The following is a 26,541-nucleotide window of genomic DNA, read 5'->3' on the forward strand; positions in this document are numbered from 1 at the left end:
GTCCGGCATATCGAACACTAAGGACAGCCTGTGACCGACCCCTCCGCCACGGCCGCTGCCCGCAGGCCCGGTGAGCGGCTGCTCACCAGCCTCGGCCTGGGCGCCCCCGACCCCGACCCCGCCGACGCCTCGCCGCACTCCTTCCCCGGCGGCGGACGCTGGCGCACCGAGATCCCCTCGTGCGAGGGCCCGGAGGCGCTGGCGGTCGTCCTGAAGGAGGCCTCGCGGCTGGACGTGCCGATCCACCGGATCAGCCAGGGCAGCGGTGTGTGGATGCTGACCGACGCCGAGATCACCGAGATGGTCGACGCCTGTGCCGCACGGGACATCGAGCTGTGCCTGTTCACTGGGCCGCGCGGCACCTGGGACATCGGCGGCTCGACCCGGACCGACTCCGGCGGCGCGGGCCTGCGGGCGCGCGGCCACGACGCGGTCGCCGGGTGCGTGGAGGACGCCGTACGCGCCACCGAACTGGGCGTCACGTGTCTGCTGGTCGCCGACGAGGGAGTGCTGTGGACCCTGCACCGGGCGCGGGCGGCCGGCCTGCTCCCGGCCGACACCACGCTGAAGGTGTCGGCGCTGATCGGCCCGGTCAACCCGGCGTCGTTCGCGGTCTACGAGCGGCTCGGCGCGGACTCGGTCAACGTGCCCAGCGATCTGACGCTGGATCACCTGACCGAGATCCGACGGGTTTCGGCCGCCCCGATGGACATGTACATCGAGGCGCCGGACGACCTGGGCGGCTATGTGCGGATGTACGAGGTGGCCGAGCTGATCCGGCGCGGGGCCCCGCTGTATCTGAAGTTCGGCCTCGCCAAGGCGCCCGGGATCTATCCGTACGGCCACCACCTGCGGGAAGTGGCCCTGGCCGGCGCCAAGGAGCGGGTGCGCCGCGGACGGCTCGCCCTGGATCTGCTCGCCCGGCACGGCGCGGACGCGGACATGGCGCCGCTCGGATCCCGGCTGCCCGGCACGCTCCACCGGTTCGAGATCTCGTCATAACGTTCCGGAAACTCCCTTCTCAAAAGACGACACGACCGCGCACAATCCCACACACCTCGTCTCGGTCCCATCAGGCACACATCAAGGATGATGACCATGCCCCACCGCAGAGCCGCACTCGCCGCCCTGGCCGCCGCGACCTCCCTCGCCCTGACCCTGACCGCCTGCGGTCAGAACAGCGAGGGCGGCAGCGAGGAGGACAAGGGCGGCGCCGAAGGCGCCACCATCGGCATCGCGATGCCGACCAAGTCCTCCGAGCGCTGGATCGCCGACGGCGACAACGTCAAGAAGGACCTGGAGTCCAAGGGCTACAAGACCAAGCTGGTCTTCGGGGAGGACGACCCCGACCAGCAGGTCTCGCAGATCGAGAACCTGATCACGCAGGGCGTGCGGGCGCTGATCGTCGCGGCCATCGACAACAAGTCGCTGAACAACGTCCTCCAGCAGGCCAAGGACGCCGACATCCCGGTGATCTCCTACGACCGGCTGATCCTCGGCACCGAGAACGTCGACTACTACGCCTCGTTCGACAACGAGAAGGTCGGCGAGCTCCAGGGCACCTACATCGTCGAGAAGCTCGGCCTGAAGGACGGCGGCGAGAAGGGCCCGTTCAACATCGAGCTGTTCGCCGGCTCCAACGACGACAACAACACCCGCTACTTCTTCCAGGGCGCCATGAACGTCCTGCAGCCCTACATCGACAAGAAGCAGCTGGTCGTCAAGTCCGGCCAGACCGAGCTGAACCAGGTCACCACGCTGCGCTGGGACGGCGGCACCGCGCAGAAGCGCATGGACGACATCCTGACCTCCGCCTACCGCAGCGACCGGGTCGACGCGGTGCTCTCGCCGTACGACGGCATCTCCATCGGCATCCTGTCCTCGCTGAAGTCCGACGGCTACGGCACCAAGGACAAGCCGCTGCCGGTCGTCACCGGCCAGGACGCCGAGGTCGCGTCGGTCAAGTCGATCATCGCCGACCAGCAGTCGATGACCGTGTACAAGGACACCCGCGAACTCGCCAAGGTGGCCTCCAACATGGTCGACGCCCTGCTCAACGACAAGAAGCCCGAGGTCAACGACACCAAGACCTACGACAACGGCGCGAAGGTCGTGCCCGCGTACCTGCTGGAGCCGGTGGCGGTCGACAAGTCCAACTACCAGAAGGTCGTCGTGGACTCCGGCTACATCAAGGAAAGCGACCTCAACTGACCGCCGGACCCTAGTGATTGGAAGGCACGACCATGGCGGGACCCGTCCTGGAGATGCGCTCGATCGTCAAGACCTTTCCCGGCGTCAAGGCGCTGTCGGACGTCTCCCTGACCGTCCGGCAGGGCGAGGTCCACGCCATCTGCGGGGAGAACGGCGCCGGCAAGTCCACCCTGATGAAGGTGCTCTCCGGCGTCCATCCGCACGGCAGCTACGAGGGCGAGATCCTCTTCGAGGGAGAGGTGTGCGCCTTCAGGGACATCCGGGCCAGTGAGCAGCACGGCATCGTGATCATCCACCAGGAACTGGCCCTGGTGCCCTACCTCTCCATCGCGGAGAACATCTTCCTCGGCAACGAGCACGCCCGGCGCGGCATCATCAGCTGGACCGAGACCCTCAAGCACGCGACCGAACTGCTGCGGCGGGTCGGTCTCACCGACCACCCCGACACCCGCGTCGCCGACATCGGCGTCGGCAAGCAGCAGCTGGTGGAGATCGCCAAGGCGCTGTCGAAGAAGGTGAAGCTGCTCATCCTCGACGAGCCGACGGCGGCGCTCAACGACGAGGACAGCGGCAAGCTCCTGGACCTGATCCTGGAGCTGAAGAAGCAGGGCATCACCTCGATCATCATCTCCCACAAGCTGAACGAGATCCGCAAGGTCGCCGACTCGGTGACGATCCTGCGCGACGGCCGCACCATCGAGACGCTGGACGTCAAGGCGCCGGAGACCACCGAGGACCGGATCATCAGCGGGATGGTCGGCCGTGACCTGGAGCACCGCTTCCCGGAGCGCACCCCGCACCAGCCGGAGGAGGGCGCGGCCCCCGCCCTGGAGATCCGCGACTGGACCGTGCACCACCCCATCGACCAGCAGCGCAAGGTCGTCGACGACGTGTCGCTGTCGGTGCGGCGCGGGGAGATCGTCGGCATCGCCGGGCTGATGGGCGCCGGCCGCACGGAACTCGCGATGAGCGTCTTCGGCCGCACCTACGGCCGGTACGCGGGCGGCACGGTCCTCAAGGACGGCCGGGAGATCCGTACGAAGACCGTCCCGGAGGCGGTGAAGCACGGCATCGCCTACGTCACCGAGGACCGCAAGCACTACGGCCTGAACCTCATCGACACCATCAACCGCAACATCTCGCTCAGCGCACTGGGCAAGGTCGCCAGGCGGGGCGTGGTGGACGAGCACGAGGAGCGGCAGGTCGCCGAGGACTTCCGCACGTCCATGAACATCAAGGCGCCGACCGTCTTCGAACCGGTGGGCAAGCTGTCCGGCGGCAACCAGCAGAAGGTCGTCCTCAGCAAGTGGATCTTCGCGGGTCCGGACGTGCTGATCCTCGACGAGCCGACCCGCGGCATCGACGTCGGCGCCAAGTACGAGATCTACACGGTCATCGACCGACTGGCCGCCGAGGGCAAGGCGGTCGTCTTCATCTCCTCCGAGCTGCCCGAGCTGCTCGGCATGTGCGACCGCATCTACACGATGGCCGCGGGGCGGCTGACCGGCGAGTTCTCCCGGGCCGAGGCCTCCCAGGAAGCGCTGATGCGTCAGATGACGAAGGACAAAGAGGTAACCCGATGAGCACGGACGTGACCGCCAGGACACCGGCCCCCGCGCCGCCCGGCAAGTCAGGGGCGGGCACCGGCGACGGCCTGCTCCGGCTGCTGCTGGACGGCATGCGCCGCAACATGCGGCAGTACGGCATGCTGATCGCCCTCGGCCTGATCGTGGCGCTGTTCGCCGTGTGGACCGACGGCGACCTGCTGCTGCCGCGCAACGTCTCCAACCTGGTGCTCCAGAACAGCTACATCCTGATCCTGGCGATCGGGATGATGCTGGTCATCATCTCCGGCCACATCGACCTGTCGGTGGGCTCGCTGACGGCGTTCGTCGGGTCCATGGCCGCGGTGTTCATGGTCAGGAACGACATACCCTGGCCGCTCGCCGTGGTGCTGTGCCTGGCGGTGGGCGCACTGGCGGGCGCGGTACAAGGGTTCTTCATCGCCTACGGCGGGATACCGTCGTTCATCGTGACCCTGGCGGGCATGCTGCTCTTCCGCGGCCTGACCGAGATCTTCCTGGAGGGCCAGACGCTCGGCCCGTTCCCGAGGGGGCTGCAGAAGGTCGCCAACGGCTTCCTGCCCGAGGTCGGTCCGGAGACGAACTACCACAACCTCACCCTGTTGCTGGGCTTCGCGCTGATCGCGTTCGTCGTCTTCCAGGAGGTCCGCGACCGCCGCCGGCAGCAGGAGTTCTCCCTCGACGTGCCGCCCGCCAAGCTGTTCCTGCTCAAGCTGGTCGCGCTGGTCTCCGCGATCCTGGCCGCCACGCTGCTGCTCGCCAGCTACAAGGGCACGCCGATCGTGCTGCTGATCCTCGCCGCGCTGGTCGTCGGCTTCGGCTACGTGATGCGCAACGCGGTGATCGGGCGTCACATCTACGCCATCGGCGGCAACCTGCCCGCGGCCAAGCTGTCGGGCGTGAAGGACAAGAAGGTCACCTTCCTGGTCTTCCTGAACATGGGCATGCTGGCGGCCCTGGCGGGTCTGGTCTTCGCCGCCCGCTTCAACGCCGCCTCGCCCAAGGCCGGCCTCAACTTCGAGCTGGAGGCCATCGCGGCCGCCTTCATCGGCGGCGCGTCGATGAGCGGCGGCGTCGGCACGGTCCTCGGCGCCATCATCGGCGGCCTGGTCCTGGGCGTGCTCAACAACGGCATGAACCTCGTCGGCATCGGCACCGACTGGCAGCAGGTCATCAAGGGCCTGGTGCTGCTGGCGGCGGTCGGGTTCGACGTGTGGAACAAGCGCAGGGTCGGTTCGTAACGGACCTGGGCCCCGCCGGCCGGCGGGGCCCGCTTCTTTTCACGGGAGTACAGGAGCCGCACATGGAACTGAGCAGACGCACGGTCATCGCAGGGGCCGCCGCGGCCGGCATCGCCGCCACCGCGGCGGGCACCGGCACGGCACACGCCACGGGAGGCAGGAAGCCGGTGAAGGAGCAGTTCGGCACGCTCGCCGACGGCACGAAGGTGCACCGCTGGTCGCTGGAGAACGGCGGCACGCGGATGAAGGTCCTGTCCTACGGCGGGATCGTCCAGTCCCTGGAGATCCCCGACCGCCGGGGCCGCTACGAGAACGTCTCGCTGGGCTTCGACAACCTCGACGACTACGTGGCCTCCAGCCCGTACTTCGGCGCCCTGATCGGCCGTTACGGCAACCGGATCGACTCCGGCCGCTTCACCCTGGACGGCACCGAGCACCAGCTCTCCGTCAACGACGGGGACAACAGCCTGCACGGCGGCGCGCAGGGCTTCGACAAGCGGGTGTGGGACGTCGAGCCGTTCCGGGAGGGCTCCGACGTGGGCCTGCGGCTGTCCTACACCAGCGCCGACGGCGAGATGGGCTACCCCGGCACGCTGCGGACGACGGTGACGTACACCCTCACCCGGCGCGGCGACTGGCGGATCGACTACGCGGCGACCACCGACAAGCCCACGGTCGTCAACCTCACCAGCCACGTCTACTGGAACCTGGCCGGGGAGGGCAGCGGCACCGTCGAGGACCACGAGCTGTCGATCGCCGCGTCCCGCTACACGCCCACCGACGCGGGTCTGATCCCCACCGGCGAGCTGGCGAAGGTCGCGGGCACGCCCTTCGACTTCCGCCGGGCCAAGCCGATCGGCCGGGACATCAGGGCCGGGCACCCGCAGCTGGTCACGGCCCAGGGCTTCGACCACAACTGGGTGCTGGACAAGGGCGTCACCGACCGCCCCGAGCACATCGCCACCCTGCGCGACCCCCGCTCCGGCCGCACCGTGCGCATCGCCACCGACCAGCCGGGCGTGCAGTTCTACTCGGGCAACTTCCTCGACGGCACCCTGACCGGCACCGGCGGCTCCGTGTACCGGCAGGGCGACGGGCTGTGCCTGGAGACCCAGCACTTCCCGGACTCGCCGAACCAGCCGGCGTTCCCCTCGACGGTGCTGCGGCCCGGGCAGACGTACCGGACGACGACGGTGCACTCGTTCGACGCGTGACGCCGCGGGGACGGCCGCTCGCGCCTCGGCCGTCACATTCTCCTCACATGAGCTGAACGGCGCTACGCCCCGCTCCGTACTCATGGGCGGCCCGTGCTCCCCCGCGCGGGCCGTCCAGAGACGGAGGTTCCCTTGACCGGCAACGTCACCTCGCTGTTCCGCAGCACCGCGGCGCACAGCCCGTCGATGGCGGCGCTGACGCGAGAGGGCGACGTGGCCGGTCCGGTGGACTTCTGCATCCCCTGCAACCCGTACTTCCCCACGCCGGCGATGTTCGACGAGCTGGCGGCCCGGCTGCGGGAGATCGTCACGTACTACCCGAGCGGCGCGGACACCATCACGGCGGAGCTGTGCGACCTGCTGCGACTGCCGCCGCAGTGCGTGGCCATGGGCAACGGCTCCACGGAGCTGATCACCTGGCTCGACCATCTGCTGGTCCGCGAGTCCCTCGCCGTCCCCGTCCCCACCTTCGGCCGCTGGACCGACCAGCCGATGGAGACCGGCAAGCGGGTCGACATGTTCCCGCTCCAGGAGTCCGGTGGCTTCGCCCTCGACCTCGCGCAGTACGCCGACTTCGTCCGGACGCGCGGCACCCGGGCCGTCGTCGTCTGCAACCCCAACAATCCCGACGGCGGCTATCTGCACAAGCACTCGCTGGTGCAGTTCATGGACGCGATGGCCGACCGGGACCTGGTGGTGGTCGACGAGTCCTTCCTGGAGTTCGCCGACGCCGAGGCCGAGCCGTCCGTCGTCCAGGAGGCGATGCTGCGGCCCAACGTCGTCGTCCTGCGCAGCCTCGGCAAGAACTTCGGCCTGCACGGCATCCGGTTCGGCTACCTGGTCGCCAACCCGGCGCTGGCCGGCCGGGTGCGGGCGGCGCTCCCCAAGTGGAACCTCAACTCCTTCGCGGAGCACGTGGTGTTCATGCTGCGGGACCACGGCGCCGAGTACGCGCAGAGCCTCGATCAGGTCCGCCGCGACCGCCTGGAGATGTCCAGCCGGCTGTCGGCGCTGCCCGGCCTGACGGTCTACCCCTCGCAGGGCAACTTCCTCTTCGTGCGCCTCCCCCTCGGCGCCGAGGGCACCGTGGTCCGGGACCGGCTGCTCACCGAGCACCGCGTCCTGGTCCGCGAGTGCGGCAACAAGATCGGTTCGTCCAGTCGCTTCCTGCGTCTCGTGGTGCGCCCCCAGGTGGACGTGCGTCGCCTGGTGTCCGGCCTGGAAGAGGTGCTCTACGGGACGTCCAGGAGGGGAGCCGCCGTGCCCGGGCCGGCCACAGGGACCGGCTACAGCTCGGGCACGGCGGCGGTGGACCGCCTGGTGAGCGAGACCAACGGGGGCGGTGTGCGGGGGCTCGCCGCGCAGGCCGCCGGCATCGGTGCCCCGGGCCTCACCGCCGCCCCCGCTCCGGCCGCCGGCACCGGCATGCCGCTCCCCGCCGCCGTTCCGGCCGATGAGCCGGCCCCCGGCGCCGGGATGCCGCTGCCGGCGGCGCCCCGACCGGCATCCCCGCCGGCTCCGTACCCTGCCCCGCCCGCCCAGCCGTCCCCCGCCCCGCAACCGGCCCCGGCCCCGGCCGCCCAGCCGACGCCGACCGCGCAGCCGGCCCCGGCCGCCCACCCGACGCCCGCCCCGTATCCCGCGCCGGTCCCCCAGCCCGCGCCCGCTCCGCAGCCCCTGCCGCTGCCCGCGGCGGCCCAGCCCCTGGCCCCCGCCGCCCAGATGCCGGTGCCGGGACCGGCACCCGCACCGGTCCCGGCACCGACGCCCGTCCAGACCGGCCCCACACCCCCCGGCGTCCCCGCCCGCGGCGGCCTCACCGCGGCGCAGGTGCGCGGCACCAACGGCCTGGAGGCGGTCCCGGCCACCGGCCGACCGGCCACCGCCCCGGCCTGGCCGGACCCGGCGGGGATGGGCCGGACCGGCTAGTGCTCGCGTCAGAGCCTCGCCCCGCTCCGGGCTGCACGGCAACCACTGAGCGGCCCCACGCCTCAGCGGGATCCGACCAGCGTCCTACCCGAGTGCTTCAGCCTTCACGGCGGCTGATTGTGGTGACGGTGGCGCCGAAGTGGTCGGCGAGCCGGGCGAAGTCCTTGCCGGAAATCTCCAGCGTGGCATCGTTGACGCCCGGTGAGATCAGGATCCTCTCCTGCGTGAGCACCGCCGTGTCCACCAGGGCCACTACGCCCTCGGCATAGCCGACGGGAGCCACGCCACCCTGCTCCACACCGAACTGGGAACCGAGCTCGGCGGCCGAAGCCATGCGCGGCCGGCGCAGGTTGAGTGCCGCGCGGACGGCTTCCAGGTCCAGGCGGCTGGTGCCGCAGACCGTGGCGACCACGCGTGCTCCGTCCTTGTCCCGTAGGGCCAGGCACTTGGTGTTGCCCGTCAGCTCGCTGGCCTCGAACCGTGCCGCCTGCTCCGTGGTGAAGGCCGCGTCGTGAAAGCGAACGTGGAAGTCACATGACAGTTCCACCAGAGCGTGCAGCAGTCGTTTCAGGACAGGATTCATAACCCCTCGACCCGCGCAGATCACATCAAAGCGAGAGCAGGCTGTCACGCCCGGCAACCCCGGGCGCCGGCGCCCGCGGAGACACAACCGACCATACTCCGAGCGCTGTGCAGGAAGCGGTCAGAGACATAGGCAGCAGCAGAGAGGCCAAAAAGCGCCATCATGGGCTTCGGCGGCCGCTGTCAGTCGGGCAGTAGGTAGTCCTACCGATGCCGCACGGCCCGTACGAAGGTAGAAATCTCTCTGCAACTGCTCACGGATCAGAGAGGTCATCGGAATGCCTCAGCCCGGGCACTCGATTCATCACGCTCTCGCTTCTTGCCTTGCCCCGTCGCCCCGGTGGCACGTGGCGGATCTGGGATGCGGTGAGGGAGGGACTCTGGCAGCGATTGCCGAGGTTTCTCCGGAATCTCGGCTGCATGGGTACGACGTGAACCCCGAGGCCGTCGAATCCGCTCATACATTACTTGCAAACCTCGGAGCCGAGGGTGAACTCACGGTCCACGACCTGTCCAAGCCGACTCCTCTTCCGGCAGGAAGCATGGACGGCATCGTCTGCCACGATGTGTTGGAGTTCTTACCCAACCCACCGTCGCTGATAGCAGAAGCGGTGCGGGTGCTTCGCCCCGGCGGCACAGCTGTGTTCTCGCATACCGATTACGACGCACTGATCATCCGAGCCGGCAATAAGGAACTGACCCGGGCAGTGTGCCACGGCTGGGCTGAGTTTCCCGAGGAATGGATGGAGTTCTCTGACGCCTGGATGGGCCGCAAAGTAGCTTCCCTGGTTCGGAGCAGTCCGCTGCGTCTGGAAAAGGTGGAAACCCATGTGACCACCGCAACGGATTTAGAAGGCTTTGCTCATCACCGGGTCCGCCAGATGGCGGGAGCGCTGCGTGAGCGGGGCTGCAACAACACCGGACCGCTGTCGGTCGCGGAGGTCGACGAGTGGGTGCGGTCCGTTGAGGACGCCGCGCGTAGCGGCGAATTCTTCTTCGCCGAGACAGCCTTCCTCGTGCGAGCGACCAAGGTGCCGGACTGAGATGCCACCCAACACGCTACCGGCGGGCCGCGGGACACTGCCGGCGGCAGCGGCGGCGTTGACGGCCATGGTCAGTGTGCAAAGCGGCGCCGCCGTGGCCGTCATGATCTTCGATGAGGTGACTCCTGCGGGCGGAGCCTGGCTGCGGCTGGGCTTCGGCGCTGTGTTGTTGTTGCTGTGGGCCCGTCCGGCCGTCCGTCGATTGTCGCGGGGGGACGCCGGGGCGGCGGTGGCGTTGGGCGGTGCGACTGCGGTCATGACGCTCTGCTCCTTCGAGGCGATCAGCCGACTTCCTCTGGGTACTGTGAGCGCCCTGGAGTTCACGGGTCCGTTGGTGATCGCGGTAGCGGGATCGCGGAAGGCGACAGATGCGGTATGGCCTGTCATCGCGTTGGCCGGCGTGCTGCTCCTGACCCAGCCGTGGCATGCATCCGCGGATTGGACCGGAATTGCCTTCGCCCTGGGAGCTGCGGGGGGACTGGCCGGATACATTCTGCTCACACAGCGGGTGGCGGACCGCTTCACAGGGGTCCAGGGAATCGCCCTGTCCACGGGGGTCGCCGCGGTGCTGATGACGATTCCCAGCGCTGGCCAGATCACCTCCGCCTGGTGGAGCCCGAGGATCCTGATCATCTCGGCGCTCGCAGCCGTCCTGCTGCCGATCCTTCCCCATGTGCTGGAGACATTTGCGCTGCGTAATCTCACCGCTTCCGCTTTCGGCACGCTCGTGAGTCTGGAGCCCGCGGTGGGGACAGTCGTAGGGTTCGTGATGCTTTCACAGAGAATGAGTCCGTGGCAGGCGACAGGCGTGGCGCTTGTGTGTCTTGCGGGCATCGCTGCATGTCGGCGTGGTCGCAGGCATGGCCAGACGGAGCCCGCTGCGGAGCAGGATCAGTTACCTGTGGCGTCGGCGAGGTCCGACTGGTAGAACCACGCAACTGCCTCAGCGCGATTGCGCACACCCAGACGAGTCAGGATGTGGGCCACGTGGGCGTTGGCAGTTCTGAGGCTGATCCCGAGCAAATCAGCGATCTCTCGGTCTGTGTGCCCTAGGGCCAAGAGGGAGATCACTTCACGCTGGCGGGGAGACAGCAGGGAGGACACCTGTGAGGAGGGCGGTGCAACGGATGACGCGGCGACCTCTTCCGCTTCGTCGCGGCGGAGTAGTCGGGTGATCTCTGCAAGCCATGGCTGCGCGCCCATGCGCGAAGCGATCTGATATGCCTCGATGAGCAAGGCATGGGCAGGAGTGTCCTCGCCTCGTGCGATGGCTGCCTCTCCGTGACGCAGAAGCGCGTACGTCAGACGGGCGCGGGCGTGGGTGCGCCGGAACACCGACACGGCGCCTTCCCAGTGGCCGGCCTGCGGCCCTTCGGACGCCCGGACGACTTCGGCCTTGGCGATTTCTACGACACCGTCGGTGAGTTCACAGCTGGCAGCCACGTGCCGTCTCACAGACGGGTAGAGGGACGTGATCGTCTCAAGGAGTCGTGCAGGGGCCATCTCGGCAGGGAGGACGACTCGCGGCTGACCGGTCTGAGCCTGGATCGCCGAGGTCAGCGCGTCGACCACGTAGAGGCCGCTGCTGGGCGGCGCCAGGTGTTCCCGGGCAAGATGCAGCGTCCGTGCCGTCAGCTCCTCCACGGCAGCGAAGTCCTGGAGCCGGGTAGCCGAGGCGAGCCCCAAGCTGAGGAAGTAGGCCGCGTGCAGAGGGCTGCTCGTCGACACCAACGCGCCCAGCGGTGGGGCGCTTTCCGTGCGCGTGTCGCTGAGACTCGCCAGCCAGCAGCGTACGAGCACCTCCTCGACCTCGTTCAAGGACCGGGCCTCGTGGGGAGCGCGACTGAGGAGTCCCCTTGCCTCCTCCCAGTACCCGCCCTCGATCAGGTCCTCGACCAGGGAGATGCGCAGGGTGTTGCCCTCCTCGCTGCTCGCCTGGCCTACGTTTTCCGCGTACGACATCCCCGCGCGCCTGATGCGCAACGAGTCGATGATCCTTCCGCTGAGCAGGTATGTTGCGCGGGCCTCGTTGAAGAAGGACCGGATAACCAGGCCGGTCTGGCCGGAGCGGATGGCGAAGCGCCGACCGTTGCGCGTGTGGCTGATGGAGGCGTGCAGTTCACCCAGTGCCAGGCACACCTCGGATGCGGTGGCGTACGCGGCTGCCCGCAGAGCGGGGTCGTCGTCGCGTTGGGCCAGAGCGAGCGCTTCCCTGAGCTTGTCTCTCCCCTCGTTGAAGCGATTGCGCTGCACGAGTGCGAGGCTTCCAGAACACAGCACGCGTACTCGGGTGGCGAGCGGCTCGGAGTCCCGTAACTCCGCCAGCGACTGCTCGTAGTAGTCGTGCTCCCAACTCAGGCTGCTCGCATCGATGTAACGACCTATGTTCTCCAGGATCAGCGCACGCGATGCCGTCGGATCAGTGTCGGCCGTAGAAAGCGCCTCGATGGCCAGCCGGTGGGCCTCGTCCGCATCGGCGGCCGCGAATGCGGTCTCGGCCGCCCTACGAAGCCGCTCCGACGGACCGGGTGTGCCAGGCGGCTCCTGACCTTGCGATGCCATGCTTCTCCTTGGTGAGCCGTCGCCATGACCCTCGTGACCAACAAGCTCGACCGACCTGATCATTCCAGAATTGCCCGGCCGACCAGGTGCACCCTGCATCGGGCACCCAGGGACAACGGCTGATCGCCACCGTCGGTGTGTGGGACCTGCCCGCGTCTTGGCGGGATCAGCCGGCCCGTCGGTGGCCGCCTGGTGCCTCCGCTGCGCTGGAGCGGCCTGACTCGCAGCACCGCCTTCGTCCGCGAGATTCTCACCGGAACTGCGGCCGCCGTTGTCCTGGGCTTCACCGCGAAGGCCATGGCCCGCCTCCTCGGCGTCGGCACGGTGACCGAACGCCTGCGCGGCGCCCTCCCCGCCCTCACGGTGGCCACGGCCGCGGCAGCCGTCAGCCGGGCCAGCGGTGTCCTCGCTTCCTAGGAGGGGCGACCGCGGCGAGCATGGTCGTCGATGTGCTCCGCGCAACGAGTGACGCCGGACGCTCCACACCACCCGACCGTCAACCCGCCGCCGGCCGGGCTCGCCGCCCCGGTCGTGTCAGGCCGGTGTCAGGCGCCACTGCTGGCAGGTGTTGTTCAGCCAGGTCCACTGGCGTACGTCGGCGGTGTCGGCGGTGGAGCAGTTCTCGACGTCGGCGACCTTGCCGGTGGCCTGGTTGACGATGCGGACGTGGCCGCCGTCCGTGGCCAGGAACCGGAACCGCTGGCAGGTGTTGTCCAGCCAGGACCACTGGCGCAGCCCGGCCCCGTCGGCCGCGGAGCAGTCGGCCGTGTCGAGCACCTTGCCGGAGGCCACGTTGACCAGCCGGTGGGTGTCGTCACCGAGGTCCTCCAGACGCCAGCGCTGGTTGGTGCCGCCGTGGCAGGTGTACTGGGCCACGTTCGCGCCGTCGGCGGCCGAACCGCCGGCGACGTCCAGGCACTTGCCGCTGTTGCGGTTGACGACCGTGTACGTCGTCGAGGCCGAGGACGGCTCGCCCGACGGCCCGGCGAGGGAGGCGCCCAGCCGCACCGGGGTGCCCAGGTTCGGCGTCCCGTCGGCGTTCCAGGTGAACTTCTGCGCCCGTGCCGTCCGGCCGTTGTCGCAGCCGTCCGAGGCGGAGTCGTTGGCGTGGTAGACGATCCAGCTCTCCCGGCCGTCCGGCGAGGTGAAGAAGCCGTTGTGCCCCGGCCCGTAGACGCCGTTGGCGTCACTGCGCTGGAAGAGGGGGACGGGCCTCTTCGTCCAGGAGGAGGCGGACGTGGGACTGGCGCCGGTCAGTTCCAGCTGCCCGAGTTTGTAGTCGGGCGTCCAGCAGCCGCTCGCCGAGTAGACCAGGAAGGTCCGGCCGTTCCGCTGGAGGATCTCCGGCCCCTCGTTGACCGGGGCGCCCGAGCGCTCCCAGTCGTGCGTGGGCCGGGAGACGGTGGAGAACGAGGAGCTGACCGTGTACGGGTTCGACATCCGTGCCGCGACGATGTTCTGCGTCCCGTCGTGCGTGCTGCCGAAGAGGTACAGCTGCCCGCCGATGGTGGCCACCGTCGGGTCCAGCATCCAGGCGGGGTTGAGCTGTCCGCGGTAGGCGTAGGGCCCCATGGGGTCGGAGCCGGCGCTCTGGAGGACGTGGCTGCGCTGGGTGGGGTTGTAGTCGGCGACGTTCTGCCCGGCCACGTAGTACAGGTACCAGCGGCCGTCGACGAAGTGCAGCTCGGGCGCCCAGATGTTGCAGCACCGGGAGGCGGCGTCGCCCTGCCACACCTGCACGCTGGGCGCGGTGGCGAGCCCGGCGAGGGTGGGCGCCTTGCGGATGGTGATGACGTCGGTCCAGCTCGTCGACACCAGGTAGTAGTGGCCGTCGTGGTGGACGATCCAGGGGTCGGCCCCCTTGACCGCCTTGACGGGGTTGGCGAACGAGGCCGCGCTCGCCGACGGCTGCCCGAGCGAGAGGGCGAGCAGCAGCGCGGCCAGCAGGGTCAGTAGGCGACGGGCCATCCGCTGCTCCAGTCCAGGAGGTTGATGCCGAGCTTGGGCGTGCCGTTGTCGTTGCCGTCGTAGTAGTGGTAGACGATCAGGTCGCCGTCGGTGTCCTTCATGATCGACTGCCCGCCGGGGCCGATGACGCTGCCGTGCGACTCCAGGACGGGCGTGCCGCCGTTGTTCATCATCGAGACGCCGTTGCGGTCGCGGTAGGGCCCGGTGACGCTGGTGGCGCGGCCCACCTTCACCTTGTAGGTGGAGCTGGTGCCCGCGCAGCAGGTGTCGTAGGAGGCGAAGAGGTAGTAGTAGCCGCCTCGCTTGACGACGAACGGGGCCTCCACGGCCTTGGTGCCGGTCGGGCGGGAGGCGAGGGAGTGGCGGGTGCGGTCGGAGGCGTGCTGCTTGCCGGTGGCCGGGTCGATGCGGATCATCTTGATGCCGGTCCACCAGCTGCCGAACGACAGCCACCACTTGCCGTCGTCGTCGACGAAGAGGTTGGGGTCGATGGCGTTGTAGTCGCTGGAGGAGCTGGACGTGTACACGATGCCGTAGTCGGTCCAGCTGCCGGGCTGCCCGGTGGTGGAACCGGCGAGGCCGATGGCCGACGTGTTCGAGCCGAACGAGGAGACGGAGTAGTACATCAGGTACTTGCCGCCGTGGTACGAGATGTCGGGTGCCCAGGCCTCCGGGACCGAGGAGTAGCGCGACCACCAGCTCGGCCGCGAGGCGAACGCGTCGGCGCCGGCCCGGAAGGCGATGCGGTCGGACGAGGTCTTGTGGGAGATGCCGCCGCCGGTGGCGTAGAGCAGGTACTGCCCCGACGCGGTGCGGATCATCGACGGGTCGTGCGTGACGACGGAGCCGGTGACCCGGCCGGGGTTCGGGTACGCCGAGGCCGTGGAGGGGATGAGCGCCAGCAGGGCGGCGGTGGGGAGGGCGATCAGGGCGGTGCGCTTGCGGAGAGTGCGGGAGGTGCGGCTCACGCGGATCCTCCTTGCGGATGGGGTTCGAAACTGTCCGACATCTCGGACAGCGCTCGCAAGTTCGAACGGACCGTAGAATCGAACCCCTTGCGCGTCAACGGTTCGCGCAACAGCGGCGGTCAGCGGACGGGGCCGAAGAGGGGCAGCCATCCCGGTACGTCGACCTCCGCGCGGACGGTCTTGCCCGGCTGCGGGTCGCGGTCCAGCACTTCCCAGCGGTCGGCGAGCGCTTCGACCAGGACCAGTCCGCGGCCGTGCTCGTCCAGGAGGCGGGGCGGCGTACGTCTCCGGGCTCGGGGGGTCGCGCGTCGGTGCGGGTGTCGCTGACCTCGATGCGGATGCTGCCCGTGGGGAGTGACAGCCGCAGTTCGAAGTCCCGCCCCGGCACGCGGCCGTGGGTCACCGCGTTCGCGGCCAGCTCGGCGACGATCACGGCGACGGCCTCCGAGGTGCCACTGCCGTGCGGGACGCCCCAGGCGTGGAGCTGGGCCAGGGCGAGGCGCCGGGCCAGGCGGGCGCCTCGCGGGGTGGCGCTGAGGCGCTGGGTGAACACACGTACGGTGACCGGCGGTTGGGGGGTGTGCGGTGGGGTCATGCGGCCAATGTGGCCGCGCCCGGGGGCGGTTCACCAGGTAGGCGGCGCGTACGCTGCGCGAGCGTACGCGGTCACGGACTGGACAGTACTCGTCACCGGCCGTGACCATGGCCGCGGGAGGTGACCGACGGTGGTCGATGGTGTGGCGGGTACGGGCGGTGCCGGGACGGGTGGCGAGCCGGAGTCCTCGGACAGTCTGCGGACGTTCGGGGCGGTCGTCCAGGCCCTGCGGGAGCATGCCGGGTTGAGCCGGGAGGAATTCGGGGGTCTGGTGGGGCTGTCCAAGCACACCGTGGCTTCGGTGGAGCTGGGGCGACGTATGCCGGATCCGCAGTTCGCGGAGCGGGCGGAGGGAGTGCTGGGGAACACGGGGGCCTTGCAGCGGGCGGCGCAGCATCTGGCCCGGCAGCCGGGGCTGGCGGCGTGGTTTCGGCGGTGGGCGCAGTTGGAGGTCGCGGCGATCACGCTGTACACGTACGAATGCCGGTTGATTCCGGGGTTGTTGCAGACGGAGGCATACGCGCGGCAGTTGTTCGCCGACCAGTGGCCCTTGCTGGACGAGGCCCAGACCGAGACACAGTGGCAAGCACGGGCCGAGCGGCAGCGACTGCTGCGGGAAAGGCCAAACACGACGTTCGGCTTCATCCTCGAGGAGCAGCTGTTCCTACGGCGTACGGGCGGTGTGGAGGTCACAGGGGATCTCATCGATCACGTGCTGGAGATCGCCGAACTACGCAACGTCGAGATCCAGATCGTGCCGTTGGTGCAAGAGTCCCACGCAGGGCTGGCAGGTCCCATGCAGTTGCTGGAGACTCCGGACAACAAGTGGTTCGCCTACTGCGAGGGGCAACGCGGGGGCATGCTCGTCACTGACCCGAAGGAGATCAGCGTGCTCCAGAAGCGGTATGCCAGGATGCGTTCGCAGGCTCTCACCCTCCAGGACTCCGTGAGCCTGTTGGAGCGGATGCGAGGAGACCTATGAGCACCAGCGAACTGACCTGGTTCAAGTCGAGCTACAGCAGCAGCGGCGACGGCGACTGCGTAGAGGTCGCCGCCTGCCCCCGCACCGTTCACGTCCGCGACTCCAAGGACAAGCAGGGGCCTCAGCTCGCCCTCTCCCCCACGGCCTGGGGTGACTTCCTCACGCACGTCGTGAAGTGACCGTCGGGCCGCCCGCCCGGCGGGCGGCCCCCGGGCTCACTTGCGCGAGCACTCCTTCCACGCCAAGTGGTAGATCGTGCTGATGTCGCCGTCCGTCGAGTCCATGGTCATGAAGCTGACCTCGTCGGGGTTGGTCGAGCCCGCGCTCACCCGCAGCTCGGTGTTGATGTTGAAGTTGCGTTGGACCCCGCAGGGCGCCCAGACCAGTTGGGCCCAGTCGGTGCTGTCGGTCGCCTGCCAGTTGTCGTCGTACGGGCCGGCGAAGGGATGCGTCCGGTACTCCGTGTTCGGGGAGCCCTGGAAGTAGTACGAGGCGCGCTGGGTGCCGCGGGCGCCCGGCTGGAGGGAGGCGAAGCCCCGGTAGTCGGCGCTGGCGACGGCGTAGGTGAAGCCCTGCGGGACGTGGACGATCAGGCTGAGCTGGCAGTTCTTGCGGAACGCCGTGGGGTCGGAGTTCCCGCCGGCCTGGGCGAGGTAGTCGCTGTAGGTCACCGTGAACGCGGTGTTGTCCTGGGAGACGGCGACGGCGGCGGTGCCCTGCGGGCAGCCGGAGCCGTTCACCGTGGCGACCTTGATGACGATTCTGTCCGGGGGCGGGTCGTCGAACCCGTCGGCGGGGTGCTGCGCGGGCAGCACGGAGGTGAGCAGCGCGGCGAGCGCGCCGCCGAGGAGCAGGCCGGTGGCCATGGCTCTCCCTTCCTGTGCGCGAGGGGGGTGTGCACACGAGGTGTGCATCCTGTGCGCGTCATGCGCATGCCAGAAAGTACGCCGCTCCCCTCCCCTCGGACAGAGGCGTCCCCGGCCGTTCACACCCGCACAACCGGGCGTGAAACGCACGGGTGTCCGGCGCCGCACCGCGCCGGGATTCGGCCGTCGCCGCGCGGACGTACACAATGGCCCGGTGATGAACGGCGCGTGAACCCGCGCCGACGCACCGGGCACGCCGCACAGCACAGGCAACAGGAGGCGCTCCCTTGGAGCTGACCAGACGTACGTTCAGCGCCCTTGCCGGCACCACCGTCCTCGGTCTCACGCTCGGCGGCGGCAGCATCGGCGCGGCGCACCCCTCCGCCGGCGGCCCCGAGGTGCTCACCGGCCCCCCGCCCGCGCCGCCCACCGCCGACGGGCACGCGCACCAGGTCGCCTTCGACCGCGACTCGCTGCTGGTGGACGGCCGTCGGCTGGTGCTGTGGCCGGGCGAACTGCACGCCTTCCGGCTGCCCAGCCCGTCGCTGTGGCGGGACGTGCTCCAGCGGATGCGGGCGCACGGGTACAACACGGTCTGCCTCCCCGTCCCCTGGAACCACCACTGCCCCGCACCCGGCCGCCACGACTTCACCGGTGTCCGGGACCTGGACCTGCTGCTGCGCACCGCGGCCGAGGAGCGCCTGTACGTCGTCCTGCGGCCGGGGCCGTACCTGGGCGGGGCCGGCGTCGACGCCGGCGGCCTGCCCGGCTGGCTGACCGCGACCGGCGGACGGGCCCGGACCACCGACCCGGCGTATCTGCGGCACGCCGAGGCCTGGTTGGGCGCCGTCGACGCCGTCGCCGCCCGGCACCTGTACACGCACGGCCGCGGCACGGTCCTGCTCTACGAGCTGGAGGACGCCCCCGACAGCCGCTACCTGGCCCGGCTGCGGCGCAGGGTGCGCGCCGACGGCATCGACGTGCCGCTGGTGCGCGGGTACGCCGAGGGGCGGCCCAGCCACGGCGCGGGCGAGGAGCGGCAGCGGCGGCTGGAGCGGCTCGCCGGGGGCGGCGCGCGTCCCGGCACCTCACTGGCCTTCGGCGGCACCTCCTGGGGCTGGCTGGCCGCGGCCGGCGCGCCCGTGGTGCACGGCGCCGGGGCCGCCCTCGACGCGGGACGGCAGCCGACGGACGAACTGGCCGTCACCCACCAGCTCGGCCATCTCCTGCGCCATCTGCCGGACCTGGCCCGGCTGGACCGGGCCCCCGCGGTGCGGGCGTCGGACGACCGGCTGGCCGTCACCCACCTGGCCAATCCCGACACCGACGCCCAGGTGTACGTGCTGCGCAACGACTCCGACGCGCCCGTCTCCGCGACGCTGCCCGGCACCGCCGTCGGGACGCCGGTCACCGTGCCGGCCGGCGACGCCCGGCTGCTGGTCACCGGAGTGCCGCTGGGCGGGGAGCGGAAGCTGGTGTACAGCACCGCCCAGCCCATGGCGTTCCTGACCGCCGGACGGTGGGACATCGCGGTGTTCACCGGCCGGCGCGGGGAGACCGCCCACGTGGTGCTGGACTGCCCGAGCGATCCGCAGCCCACACGGCTGGACCGGGAGGCGGCCTGGGCCTACCAGCGGGGCCGGCTCCATGTGACCGCGCCGCTCGGCGAGGGCGGCCTGACCCGGGTGCGGGTCGAGGGCGGCGGATCGGACCGGACGCTGCTGCTGCTCTTCGCCGACGACGAGACCTCGCTGCGCCTGTGGCCGTGCACGGTCCCCTCGGGCACGTTCCTCGTCTACGGCCCGGCGCTGCTGCGCTCCGCCGCCGTGCGCGAGGGCACCGTGGTGCTCACCGGCGACGTCGTCGACGACCTCGGGGTGGAGGTGTGGGGCCCGCACGGCGCCACCCGGGTCAGCTGGAACGGCACCGTCCTGCGCAACAAGCGCGGCCTTGACGGGAGCATGACCGCCGAACGCCGCCCGCAGGGCCCGCCGTCCATGGTGCTGCCCGCGCTCGACGGCTGGCGGCGGCGGACGGAGAACCCGGAGTCCGCGCCGGGCTTCGACGACCGGGACTGGACGGTCGCCGGCAAGCGCGGGTCGGCGAGTCCGACGCCCGTGCCGCGTCACCAGCCGGTGCTGTTCGCCGACGACTACGGCTTCCACTACGGCGACGTCTGGTACCGGGGGCGGCTGACGGACGCCGCCGGGCTGGAGGCGGTCGCGCTCACCTGGGGCGCGGGCAGCGACGGTGTGCTGATGGCCTGGCTGGACGGCGAGCCGCTGGGCAGCCGGCGGATGCCCGAGGCCGCCGACGCCGACGCCGCGCGGCGCACCCGGACGGCGACGGCCCGCTTCCCGGTGCCGGCGCGGCTGCGTGAGCGGTTGCGCGGGGGCGGTGCCACCGGGGCGCCGGTGCTGTCCGTCCTCGTCCGCCCCATGGGGCACAGCGCCGACGTCGACGCCCACGGCACCCACAAGGCGGCGCGCGGGCTGATCGGCGCGAGCTTCGAGGGCGCCGTGCCGGAGGTGCGGTGGCGGCTGCGGGGGGCCGGCGCGCCCGACCCGGTGCGCGGTCCGCTCAACAACGGCGGGCTGTACGGGGAACGGCACGGCTGGCACCTGCCGGGCCACGACGACGGCGACTGGGAGCCGGCCACGCTCCCCCGGGCCGACCGGCGGCAGGGCGTCACCTGGTACCGGACCTCCTTCCGGCTGGACGTCGCCCCGGACGTGGACGCCTCGATCGGGCTCGCCCTCGCCGACGACCCGGACCGCGCCTACCTGGTCCAGGTCTTCCTCAACGGCTGGAACCTCGGGCAGTACGTGAACGGGGGCGGACCGCCGCACACCTTCGCCCTGCCGGGCGGCGTGCTGCGCACCCGCGGCGCCGCCAACACGCTCGCGCTGGCGGTCCTGGCCGACGGCGGCACGCCCGCCGGGCCGGGTGAGGTGCGCCTGAAGCTGCTGGGCGCGGCGGCCGGAGGAGTGCCGGTGACGCCGGTGGACTCCCCCGGCCGGTGAGCGCGGGGCCGGTGACCGCGGGGGCGGTGCCGGCTACGCCAGCCGGATCACGTTCCAGGACAGCGGCTCCAGGACGGCGTGCAGCACGCCGTCGCGCAGCTCGGTGCCCTCGACCGGGTGCGGGGTGACCCGCTCCGGCTCGGCGAGCGTGTTGCGGGCGTCCGGGTCGGCGTCGGCGAGGGCGCTGTGCTCCACGACCCGGCCGAGGTCCAGGCCGTTCAGGGCCACCTGGAGGGGCAGCGGTTCGGTCCGGCTCCGGTTGACGGCGAAGACGGTCACCGTGCCGTCCTCGGCGCGGACGGCGGTGGCGTGCAGCAGGTCGGCCTCGCCGTACTTCTTCGTCTCGTACGTCGGTGAGTCGACGCGGACGTCGAGGACCTCGCCGCGGCCGTACTTCGAGGCCTGGGCGAAGGGGAAGAACGTCGTCTGCCGCCACGCCGGGCCGCCCGGTTCGGTCATGATCGGGGCGATGACGTTGACGAGCTGGGCGAGGCAGGCGACGGTGACCCGGTCGGCGTGCCGGAGCAGGGCGATGAGCAGGGAGCCGAAGACCACCGCGTCGGTGACGCTGTAGTTGTCCTCCAGGAGCCGGGGCGCCTCGGGCCAGTCCAGGGCGGCGACCTGGGCGTCGGTGCGCGACAGGTACCAGACGTTCCACTCGTCGAAGGAGAGGTTGATCTTCTTCTTGGACTTCAGCCGGGCGCCGACGTGGTCGCAGGTGGCGACGACGTTCTCGATGAACGACTCCATGTCGACGGCGGAGGCGAGGAAGGAGTCGACGTCGCCGTCGAGGGGCTCGTAGTAGGCGTGCAGGGAGATGTAGTCGACGAGGTCGTAGGTCTCCTTCAGGACCGTCGCCTCCCACTCGGCGAAGGTGGGCATCGACTGGCCCGAGCTGCCGCAGGCGACGAGTTCGACGGACGGGTCGATCTGGCGCATGGCGCGGGCGGTCTCGGCGGCGATGCGGCCGTACTCCTCGGCGGTCTTGTGGCCGGTCTGCCAGGGGCCGTCCATCTCGTTGCCCAGGCACCAGAGCTTGATGCCGAAGGGGTCCTTGTCGCCGTGGGCGATGCGGCGCTCGGAGAGTTCGGTGCCGGCGGGGTGATTGGCGTACTCCTGGAGTTCGATGGCCTCCGCGACGCCCCGGGTGCCGAGGTTGACGGCCATCATCGGTTCCGCCTGCGGGCCGATCTTCTTCAGGAAGGCGATGTACTCGGACAGGCCGAAGCGGTTGGACTCCGTCGTGCGCCAGGCCAGGTCGAGGCGGCGAGGCCTTTCGTCCACGGGGCCGACGGAGTCCTCCCACTTGTAGCCCGACACGAAATTGCCGCCGGGGTAGCGGATGGCGGTGACGCCCAGTTCGCGGACCAGGTCCAGGACGTCCCGGCGCAGGCCCGCCTCGTCGGCGGTGGGGTGGTCCGGTTCGTAGATGCCGGTGTAGACGCAGCGGCCGAGGTGTTCGACGAAGGAGCCGAAGAGGCGGGGGTCGACCTCGGCGACGGTGAAGGCGGGGTCGAGGGTGAAGTGGGCGGTTCGCATGGGGTCCTTTCGGTACGTGTTCCGGTGCGGGTTCGTCGTGGTCACTCGCGCAGTTCCCCGCGCCCCTGGCGGACGGCGGGCCAGCCGTCCTTCTTCCAGTCCAAGAGGTTCAGCCCCAGCTTGGGCGTGCCCTCGTCCTCGGCGTCGTAGTAGTGGTACGCCAGCCAGTCCTCGCCGCGGTCGGTGAAGACCGACTGGCCGCCGGTGCCGATGTAGCGGCCGTGGCCCTGAAGGAGCAGGTCGCCGCCGCCCTCCAGCATCGGCTTGCCGGTGCTGTCGACGTACGGACCGGTCACCGACGTGGAGCGGCCGACGCGGATCTTGTACGTGGAGTCCACGCCCGAGCAGCAGGTGTCGTAGGAGGCGAAGAGGTAGTAGTACCGGCCGTGCTTGACGATCTCCGGGCCCTCGACGGCGTACGGCTCGTCGGGGCGGGTGGCCAGGTGGTGGACCTCGGCGTTCTCGATCGCCTTGCCGGTCGACGGGTCCAGTTCGACCATGCGGATGCCGGTCCAGTACGAGCCGAAGGCCATCCACAGCCTGCCGTCGGCCCGGACGACCGCCGGGTCGATGGCGTTGTACGGGTCGGTCGTCTCCGAGGCGAAGACCTTGCCGTGGTCGGTCCAGGTGCCGGGCAGGCCGGACGGCGAGGTGGCCACGCCGATCGCGGAGTGGTTGCTGCCCCAGGAGGAGACGGCGTAGTAGAGCCAGTAGCGGCCGTCGCGCCAGGAGAGGTCGGGGGCCCAGGGGTCGGCGGTGTCGTTGTACTCGTACCACCAGGCCGGGGGTGTGGTGAAGGCGTTGCCCGCGTCGGCCCAGTGGCGGCCGTCCTCGGATAGGCGGGCGCCGATGACGCCGCCGGTGGAGTAGGCGACGTAGCCGCCGGACTTCAGGCGGGAGACGGTGGGGTCGTGGATGATCTGCTGGCCGGTGATCGGACGGGGGTCGGGGTAGGGGTCGGCGGCCTGCGCCGTGTGCGGCAGCAGGGCGAGGAGGGTCGCCGTCGCCACGGCGGTGAGGGTTCTGCGCACGGTCACTGTCCTGCCAATCCCGTGTGGGCGACGCCCGCCACGATCTGCCGCTGGAAGAAGACGAAGACGACGATCAGGGGCAGGCCGGCCATCAGACCGCCGGCCATGAGCTGGGCCCACTGGATGCCGTAGGAGTTCATGACGGTCGCGATGCCGTTCGGCATGGTCATCAGGTCGGGGTTGTTGGTCACCATGTAGGGCCACAGGAAGTTGTTCCAGGAGCTGATGAAGGTGAAGATGCCGACCGCCGCGAGGGAGGGGCGGGAGAGGGGGAGGATGATGGTGAAGAAGACCCGCCAGCGGCCCGCGCCGTCGATGAAGGCGGCCTCCTCCAACTCGCGCGGGACGCCCTGGAAGAACTTGTAGAGGATGTAGACCATCGCGGCGGGCGCGCACTGGGGCAGGATCATGCCCCAGTAGGTGTCGACCATGCCCAGCTGCTGCACGGTGGTGAACAGCGGGACGCCGAGCACCGCCGGGGAGATCATCAGCCCCGCCATCACCACGCCCATCAGCACGGCCTTGCCGCGGAACTCGGTGCGGGCGAAGCCGTATCCGGCCAGCGCGCTCACCAGCAGCACGACCGCCGTCACGCAGACGGAGACGACCAGGGAGTTGATGAACCAGTTGGTGATGTTGCCGGTCTCGAACAGGGCCGTCCAGGCCTGGCCCGTCCAGTCCCGGGGCAGCCAGTGGGTCGGCACCTCGACGGCCTCGGTCTCCGACTTCAGCGAGGTGAACAGCGCCCAGGCGAGGGGGGCGAGGAACACCGCGGAGACGGCGGCGCCGAGGAGGGTGAGCACGATCTGGCTGGGCGTCCACGCCCTGCGCGGCCGGGTCCGTACCTGTGCTGCGGCGGTGGTCATCGGCCGCCCTCCTCACGGTTGCGCAGCAGCCACATCCGGGCGAGGGCGACGGCCGCGATGAGCACGAAGAAGATGATGGAGACCGCCGAGGCGTAGCCCACGCGGTAGCTGGTGAAGCCCTGTTCGAGGGTGTACTGCACGAACGTGCGGGTCGACTCCTCGGGGCCCGGCCCGAAGTCCTGCATCACCACGGCCTGGTCGAAGACCTGGAGGGAGGCCAGGATCTGGAGGGCGACGACGAGTCCGGTGATGTTGCGCAGCATCGGCAGGGTGATGTGGACCATGCGGTGCCAGGCGTTCGCGCCGTCCAGCTTGGCGGCCTCGTAGAGGTGCGCGGGGATGCCCTGGAGGGCGGCGAGGTAGAGCAGGAAGCTGAAGCCGACCGTCCACCACAGGGTGCAGACGACGACGGCGAGCAGCGCGTAGGACTTGTCGGTCAGCCACGGCGTGTCCAGGCCGAAGACGTGGTTGACCATGCCGGTGCCCGGGTTGAACAGCCACTGCCACAGGTTGGCCGCGACCGTGGACGGCAGCAGGAACGGCATGAAGAAGCACAGCCGCCACAGCCACTTGCCGCGTTCGATGTGGTGGGCCAGCATCGCCAGGAGGAAGGCGAGGACGGTGATGCAGGGCACGACGAGCAGGGTGAAGAAGGTGCTGTGGCCGAGCGCGTCCCACATCAGCGGGTCGTTCAGGGCCTCGCGGTAGTTGTCCAGGCCGACGAAGCTCGCGCCCTCGCCGGAGATGTTGGCGTCCGTGACGCTGAGGTAGAGGCCGCGCAGCAGCGGCCAGATCACGAACAGCGCGAACAGGGCGAGGAAGGGGGCGACGAACCAGCCGCCGTGCTGGAAGCCCTGCTTGCGGCGGACGGTGGCGTCGGCGGCGACGGCCCTGGCGCGCACCGGCCGGACGACGGTCTCTGCACCGGTCGTGGTCATGCGGCTGCACCTCCCTGCGCGGCGGTCCTGCCATCCATGGGGTTCTTCGCGGCGAGGAGCTGGGCGAGGGCGCTCTTCATCCGGCGGGCGACGGCGTCCGGCCGGGCGGAGCCGGTCGTGGCGGAGACCACGAGCGGACCGACGCGCTGGGCGAGGATGCCGGTGGAGCCGGCGAACCACACCTTCGGCTCGGTGGCCTGGTGGTCCATCGCCGAGACGTACTCGCTCTGCGGCTTCAGCTGCTGGTACGCGGCCGAGGACAGGGTCGGCGTGTAGGCGGGGATGTGCCCGCCGGCCGCCCACTGCCGGGCGTGGGTGACGACGTAGGCGGCGAGCCGGTGGGCGGCGTCGTTGGTGGCGCCGCCGCGGCCGGCCTGGTGCGGCAGCACGAAGGCGTGGGACTCGGCGTGGGTGGCGGCCCTGCCGAAGACGGGCGGCAGCGGGACGGCGCCGTAGTCGAGCTTCGCGCTGTCGAAGACCGGCACCGACCAGTTGCCCTCCCAGCAGAACGGGGCGCCGTTGACGAACTGCTCGGCGCCCGCGCCGCCGCCGTAGCCCGGGTCGGCGTAGCCGTCGGCGATGTGCCGGCGCAGGAACTCCAGCACCTGAGTGGCCTTGTCGGTGTCGAAGGTGACCCCGGTGCGGGCGTCGTCGAACCAGGTGCCGCCGAGCTGGGTGTAGAAAGCGACGAAGAACCACCACTGGAAGTTCTGGTCGTTGTGCCACAGGCCGATGGTCTGAAGGCCCTTCCCGGTGGCCTTCCTGGCCTCCTTCAGCACCTCGAACCACGCGTCGGTGGAGGTGACCGGCACCATCCGGCCGTCGTCGCCGAGCAGTCCCGCCTTCTTCAGCACGTCCCTGCGGTAGAAGCAGAGCTGGACGTGGATGTCGAGCGGGAGGGCGTAGAGCTTGCCGTCGACGACGGCCCGCCGCCACAGCTCGGGGTTGAAGTCCGCCTCCCGCACGCCGTACCGGGCGAGCAGCTCGGTGTCCCAGGGGTCCAGGAGGCGGCCCGGCGAGAAACCGGGGACCCGGCCCAGGTGCATGACGCCGAGGTCCGGGGCGCGGTTGCCGGCCGCCGCCATGGCGAGCTTGGTGTAGAAGGGGCTGCCCCACTGGAGGGTGGAGTCCTTCACCTCGATGCCGGGGTGCCGGGCGCGGAAGGCGTCCAGCATCGCGATCATGTTGTAGCCGTCGCCGCCGCTGAAGAGGTTCCAGTAGCGCACCCGGGTGTCCGCGCCGGAGGCGAGTGCGTCGGCCCCGGTGCCGAGTGCCGCGAAGCCGAAGCTCCCGGCGACCGTCAACCCGCCGGCTGCGGCGAGCAGTTGCCTGCGATTCAGGCCAGGTCGTCCCATGCCCTGCCCATCTGTTGCGAGATTCCGTGTCCGTCGGCATCCACC

General features: G+C 70.3%; 22 protein-coding genes and 1 pseudogene. 12 read left to right on the forward strand and 11 right to left on the reverse strand.

Translation table 11 applies throughout. From position 1 onward, the window contains the following. The first annotated feature begins 30 nt into the window (after positions 1-30). From ACZ45Q_RS06825 to ACZ45Q_RS06850, 6 genes are all read left to right on the forward strand, one after another. Entirely contained in the window at positions 31-1,002 is a 972-nt protein-coding gene (locus ACZ45Q_RS06825; RefSeq protein ID WP_468255960.1) for a hypothetical protein, read from the forward strand. Positions 1,003-1,098: 96 nt separating this feature from the next. Continuing rightward, the gene (chvE, locus tag ACZ45Q_RS06830; protein ID WP_468255963.1) at positions 1,099-2,211 is read left to right on the forward strand and encodes a multiple monosaccharide ABC transporter substrate-binding protein; all 1,113 of its coding nucleotides are present in this window, start codon (positions 1,099-1,101) and stop codon (positions 2,209-2,211) included. A gap of 32 nt (positions 2,212-2,243) precedes the next feature. Next, entirely contained in the window at positions 2,244-3,794 is a 1,551-nt protein-coding gene (mmsA, locus tag ACZ45Q_RS06835) for a multiple monosaccharide ABC transporter ATP-binding protein (protein ID WP_468255965.1), read from the forward strand. Continuing rightward, on the forward strand, positions 3,791-5,035 hold the full coding sequence (gene mmsB / locus ACZ45Q_RS06840; RefSeq protein ID WP_468255968.1) for a multiple monosaccharide ABC transporter permease: 1,245 nt from the start codon (positions 3,791-3,793) through the stop codon (positions 5,033-5,035). The genes mmsA and mmsB overlap by 4 nt, the downstream gene beginning before the upstream one ends. 62 nt (positions 5,036-5,097) lie before the next feature. Beyond that, positions 5,098-6,249 (forward strand): aldose epimerase family protein, encoded by a 1,152-nt coding sequence (locus tag ACZ45Q_RS06845; RefSeq protein WP_468255971.1) that lies wholly within the window; start codon positions 5,098-5,100, stop codon positions 6,247-6,249. A 132-nt stretch (positions 6,250-6,381) separates the two neighbouring features. Then, complete coding sequence (locus tag ACZ45Q_RS06850; protein ID WP_468255974.1) at positions 6,382-8,178, forward strand: pyridoxal phosphate-dependent aminotransferase; 1,797 nt, start codon at positions 6,382-6,384, stop codon at positions 8,176-8,178. A gap of 97 nt (positions 8,179-8,275) precedes the next feature. Here ACZ45Q_RS06850 and ACZ45Q_RS06855 read toward each other — a convergent pair whose 3' ends face one another. Next, a complete protein-coding gene (locus tag ACZ45Q_RS06855; RefSeq protein ID WP_468255977.1) occupies positions 8,276-8,761 on the reverse strand; it encodes a YbaK/EbsC family protein in 486 nt (161 codons plus the stop codon). A gap of 277 nt (positions 8,762-9,038) precedes the next feature. Between ACZ45Q_RS06855 and ACZ45Q_RS06860 the strand changes: the two genes are divergently transcribed. Both ACZ45Q_RS06860 and ACZ45Q_RS06865 read left to right on the forward strand, forming a co-directional pair. Beyond that, positions 9,039-9,803 (forward strand): methyltransferase domain-containing protein, encoded by a 765-nt coding sequence (locus ACZ45Q_RS06860; RefSeq protein ID WP_468255980.1) that lies wholly within the window; start codon positions 9,039-9,041, stop codon positions 9,801-9,803. A 1-nt stretch (position 9,804) separates the two neighbouring features. Then, entirely contained in the window at positions 9,805-10,731 is a 927-nt protein-coding gene (locus ACZ45Q_RS06865) for an EamA family transporter (protein WP_468255983.1), read from the forward strand. Here ACZ45Q_RS06865 and ACZ45Q_RS06870 read toward each other — a convergent pair. Beyond that, positions 10,695-12,365 (reverse strand): helix-turn-helix transcriptional regulator, encoded by a 1,671-nt coding sequence (locus ACZ45Q_RS06870; RefSeq protein ID WP_468255986.1) that lies wholly within the window; start codon positions 12,363-12,365, stop codon positions 10,695-10,697. The genes ACZ45Q_RS06865 and ACZ45Q_RS06870 overlap by 37 nt on opposite strands. 192 nt (positions 12,366-12,557) lie before the next feature. Between ACZ45Q_RS06870 and ACZ45Q_RS06875 the strand changes: the two genes are divergently transcribed. Next, positions 12,558-12,782 (forward strand): hypothetical protein, encoded by a 225-nt coding sequence (locus tag ACZ45Q_RS06875; RefSeq protein WP_468255989.1) that lies wholly within the window; start codon positions 12,558-12,560, stop codon positions 12,780-12,782. A gap of 117 nt (positions 12,783-12,899) precedes the next feature. On the opposite strand, the gene ACZ45Q_RS06880 is transcribed toward ACZ45Q_RS06875, so the two are convergent. The 3 genes and pseudogenes from ACZ45Q_RS06880 to ACZ45Q_RS06890 form a co-directional block, all read right to left on the reverse strand. Further along, positions 12,900-14,333 (reverse strand): family 43 glycosylhydrolase, encoded by a 1,434-nt coding sequence (locus tag ACZ45Q_RS06880; RefSeq protein ID WP_468255992.1) that lies wholly within the window; start codon positions 14,331-14,333, stop codon positions 12,900-12,902. Then, a complete protein-coding gene (locus ACZ45Q_RS06885; RefSeq protein WP_468255995.1) occupies positions 14,315-15,301 on the reverse strand; it encodes an arabinan endo-1,5-alpha-L-arabinosidase in 987 nt (328 codons plus the stop codon). Before ACZ45Q_RS06885 ends, ACZ45Q_RS06880 begins: the two co-directional genes overlap by 19 nt. Before the next feature lie 119 nt (positions 15,302-15,420). Continuing rightward, positions 15,421-15,896, reverse strand: a pseudogene (locus tag ACZ45Q_RS06890) (ATP-binding protein). 130 nt (positions 15,897-16,026) lie between these two features. Between ACZ45Q_RS06890 and ACZ45Q_RS06895 the strand changes: the two are divergent. Then, complete coding sequence (locus ACZ45Q_RS06895; protein WP_468255997.1) at positions 16,027-16,878, forward strand: helix-turn-helix domain-containing protein; 852 nt, start codon at positions 16,027-16,029, stop codon at positions 16,876-16,878. Beyond that, positions 16,875-17,057: a DUF397 domain-containing protein gene (locus ACZ45Q_RS06900; protein ID WP_468255999.1), complete on the forward strand. Its 183-nt coding sequence runs from the start codon at positions 16,875-16,877 to the stop codon at positions 17,055-17,057. The genes ACZ45Q_RS06895 and ACZ45Q_RS06900 overlap by 4 nt, the downstream gene beginning before the upstream one ends. 36 nt (positions 17,058-17,093) lie before the next feature. On the opposite strand, the gene ACZ45Q_RS06905 is transcribed toward ACZ45Q_RS06900, so the two are convergent. After that, the gene (locus ACZ45Q_RS06905; RefSeq protein WP_468256002.1) at positions 17,094-17,744 is read right to left on the reverse strand and encodes a DUF4360 domain-containing protein; all 651 of its coding nucleotides are present in this window, start codon (positions 17,742-17,744) and stop codon (positions 17,094-17,096) included. Between the two features lie 287 nt (positions 17,745-18,031). Between ACZ45Q_RS06905 and ACZ45Q_RS06910 the strand changes: the two genes are divergently transcribed. Continuing rightward, positions 18,032-20,767, forward strand: a complete 2,736-nt coding sequence (locus ACZ45Q_RS06910) for a beta-galactosidase (RefSeq protein ID WP_468256005.1) — start codon at positions 18,032-18,034, stop codon at positions 20,765-20,767. A gap of 33 nt (positions 20,768-20,800) precedes the next feature. On the opposite strand, the gene arfA is transcribed toward ACZ45Q_RS06910, so the two are convergent. Genes arfA through ACZ45Q_RS06935 form a run of 5 tightly spaced genes read right to left on the reverse strand, consistent with a single transcriptional unit; the run spans position 20,801 to position 26,496 of the window. After that, a complete protein-coding gene (gene arfA / locus ACZ45Q_RS06915) occupies positions 20,801-22,306 on the reverse strand; it encodes an arabinosylfuranosidase ArfA (RefSeq protein ID WP_468256008.1) in 1,506 nt (501 codons plus the stop codon). A 41-nt stretch (positions 22,307-22,347) separates the two neighbouring features. Beyond that, positions 22,348-23,343: an arabinan endo-1,5-alpha-L-arabinosidase gene (locus ACZ45Q_RS06920; RefSeq protein WP_468256011.1), complete on the reverse strand. Its 996-nt coding sequence runs from the start codon at positions 23,341-23,343 to the stop codon at positions 22,348-22,350. Then, entirely contained in the window at positions 23,340-24,203 is an 864-nt protein-coding gene (locus ACZ45Q_RS06925; protein WP_468256015.1) for a carbohydrate ABC transporter permease, read from the reverse strand. Before ACZ45Q_RS06925 ends, ACZ45Q_RS06920 begins: the two co-directional genes overlap by 4 nt. Beyond that, a complete protein-coding gene (locus ACZ45Q_RS06930) occupies positions 24,200-25,141 on the reverse strand; it encodes a carbohydrate ABC transporter permease (RefSeq protein ID WP_468256018.1) in 942 nt (313 codons plus the stop codon). The genes ACZ45Q_RS06925 and ACZ45Q_RS06930 overlap by 4 nt, the downstream gene beginning before the upstream one ends. Next, positions 25,138-26,496 carry an extracellular solute-binding protein gene (locus tag ACZ45Q_RS06935; RefSeq protein ID WP_468256021.1) on the reverse strand — a complete coding sequence of 453 codons (1,359 nt, stop codon included), beginning with the start codon at positions 26,494-26,496 and terminating at the stop codon, positions 25,138-25,140. Before ACZ45Q_RS06935 ends, ACZ45Q_RS06930 begins: the two co-directional genes overlap by 4 nt. Between the last annotated feature and the right edge of the window lie 45 nt (positions 26,497-26,541).

The sequence above is a fragment of the Streptomyces sp. NPDC031049 genome (genome assembly GCF_055571015.1).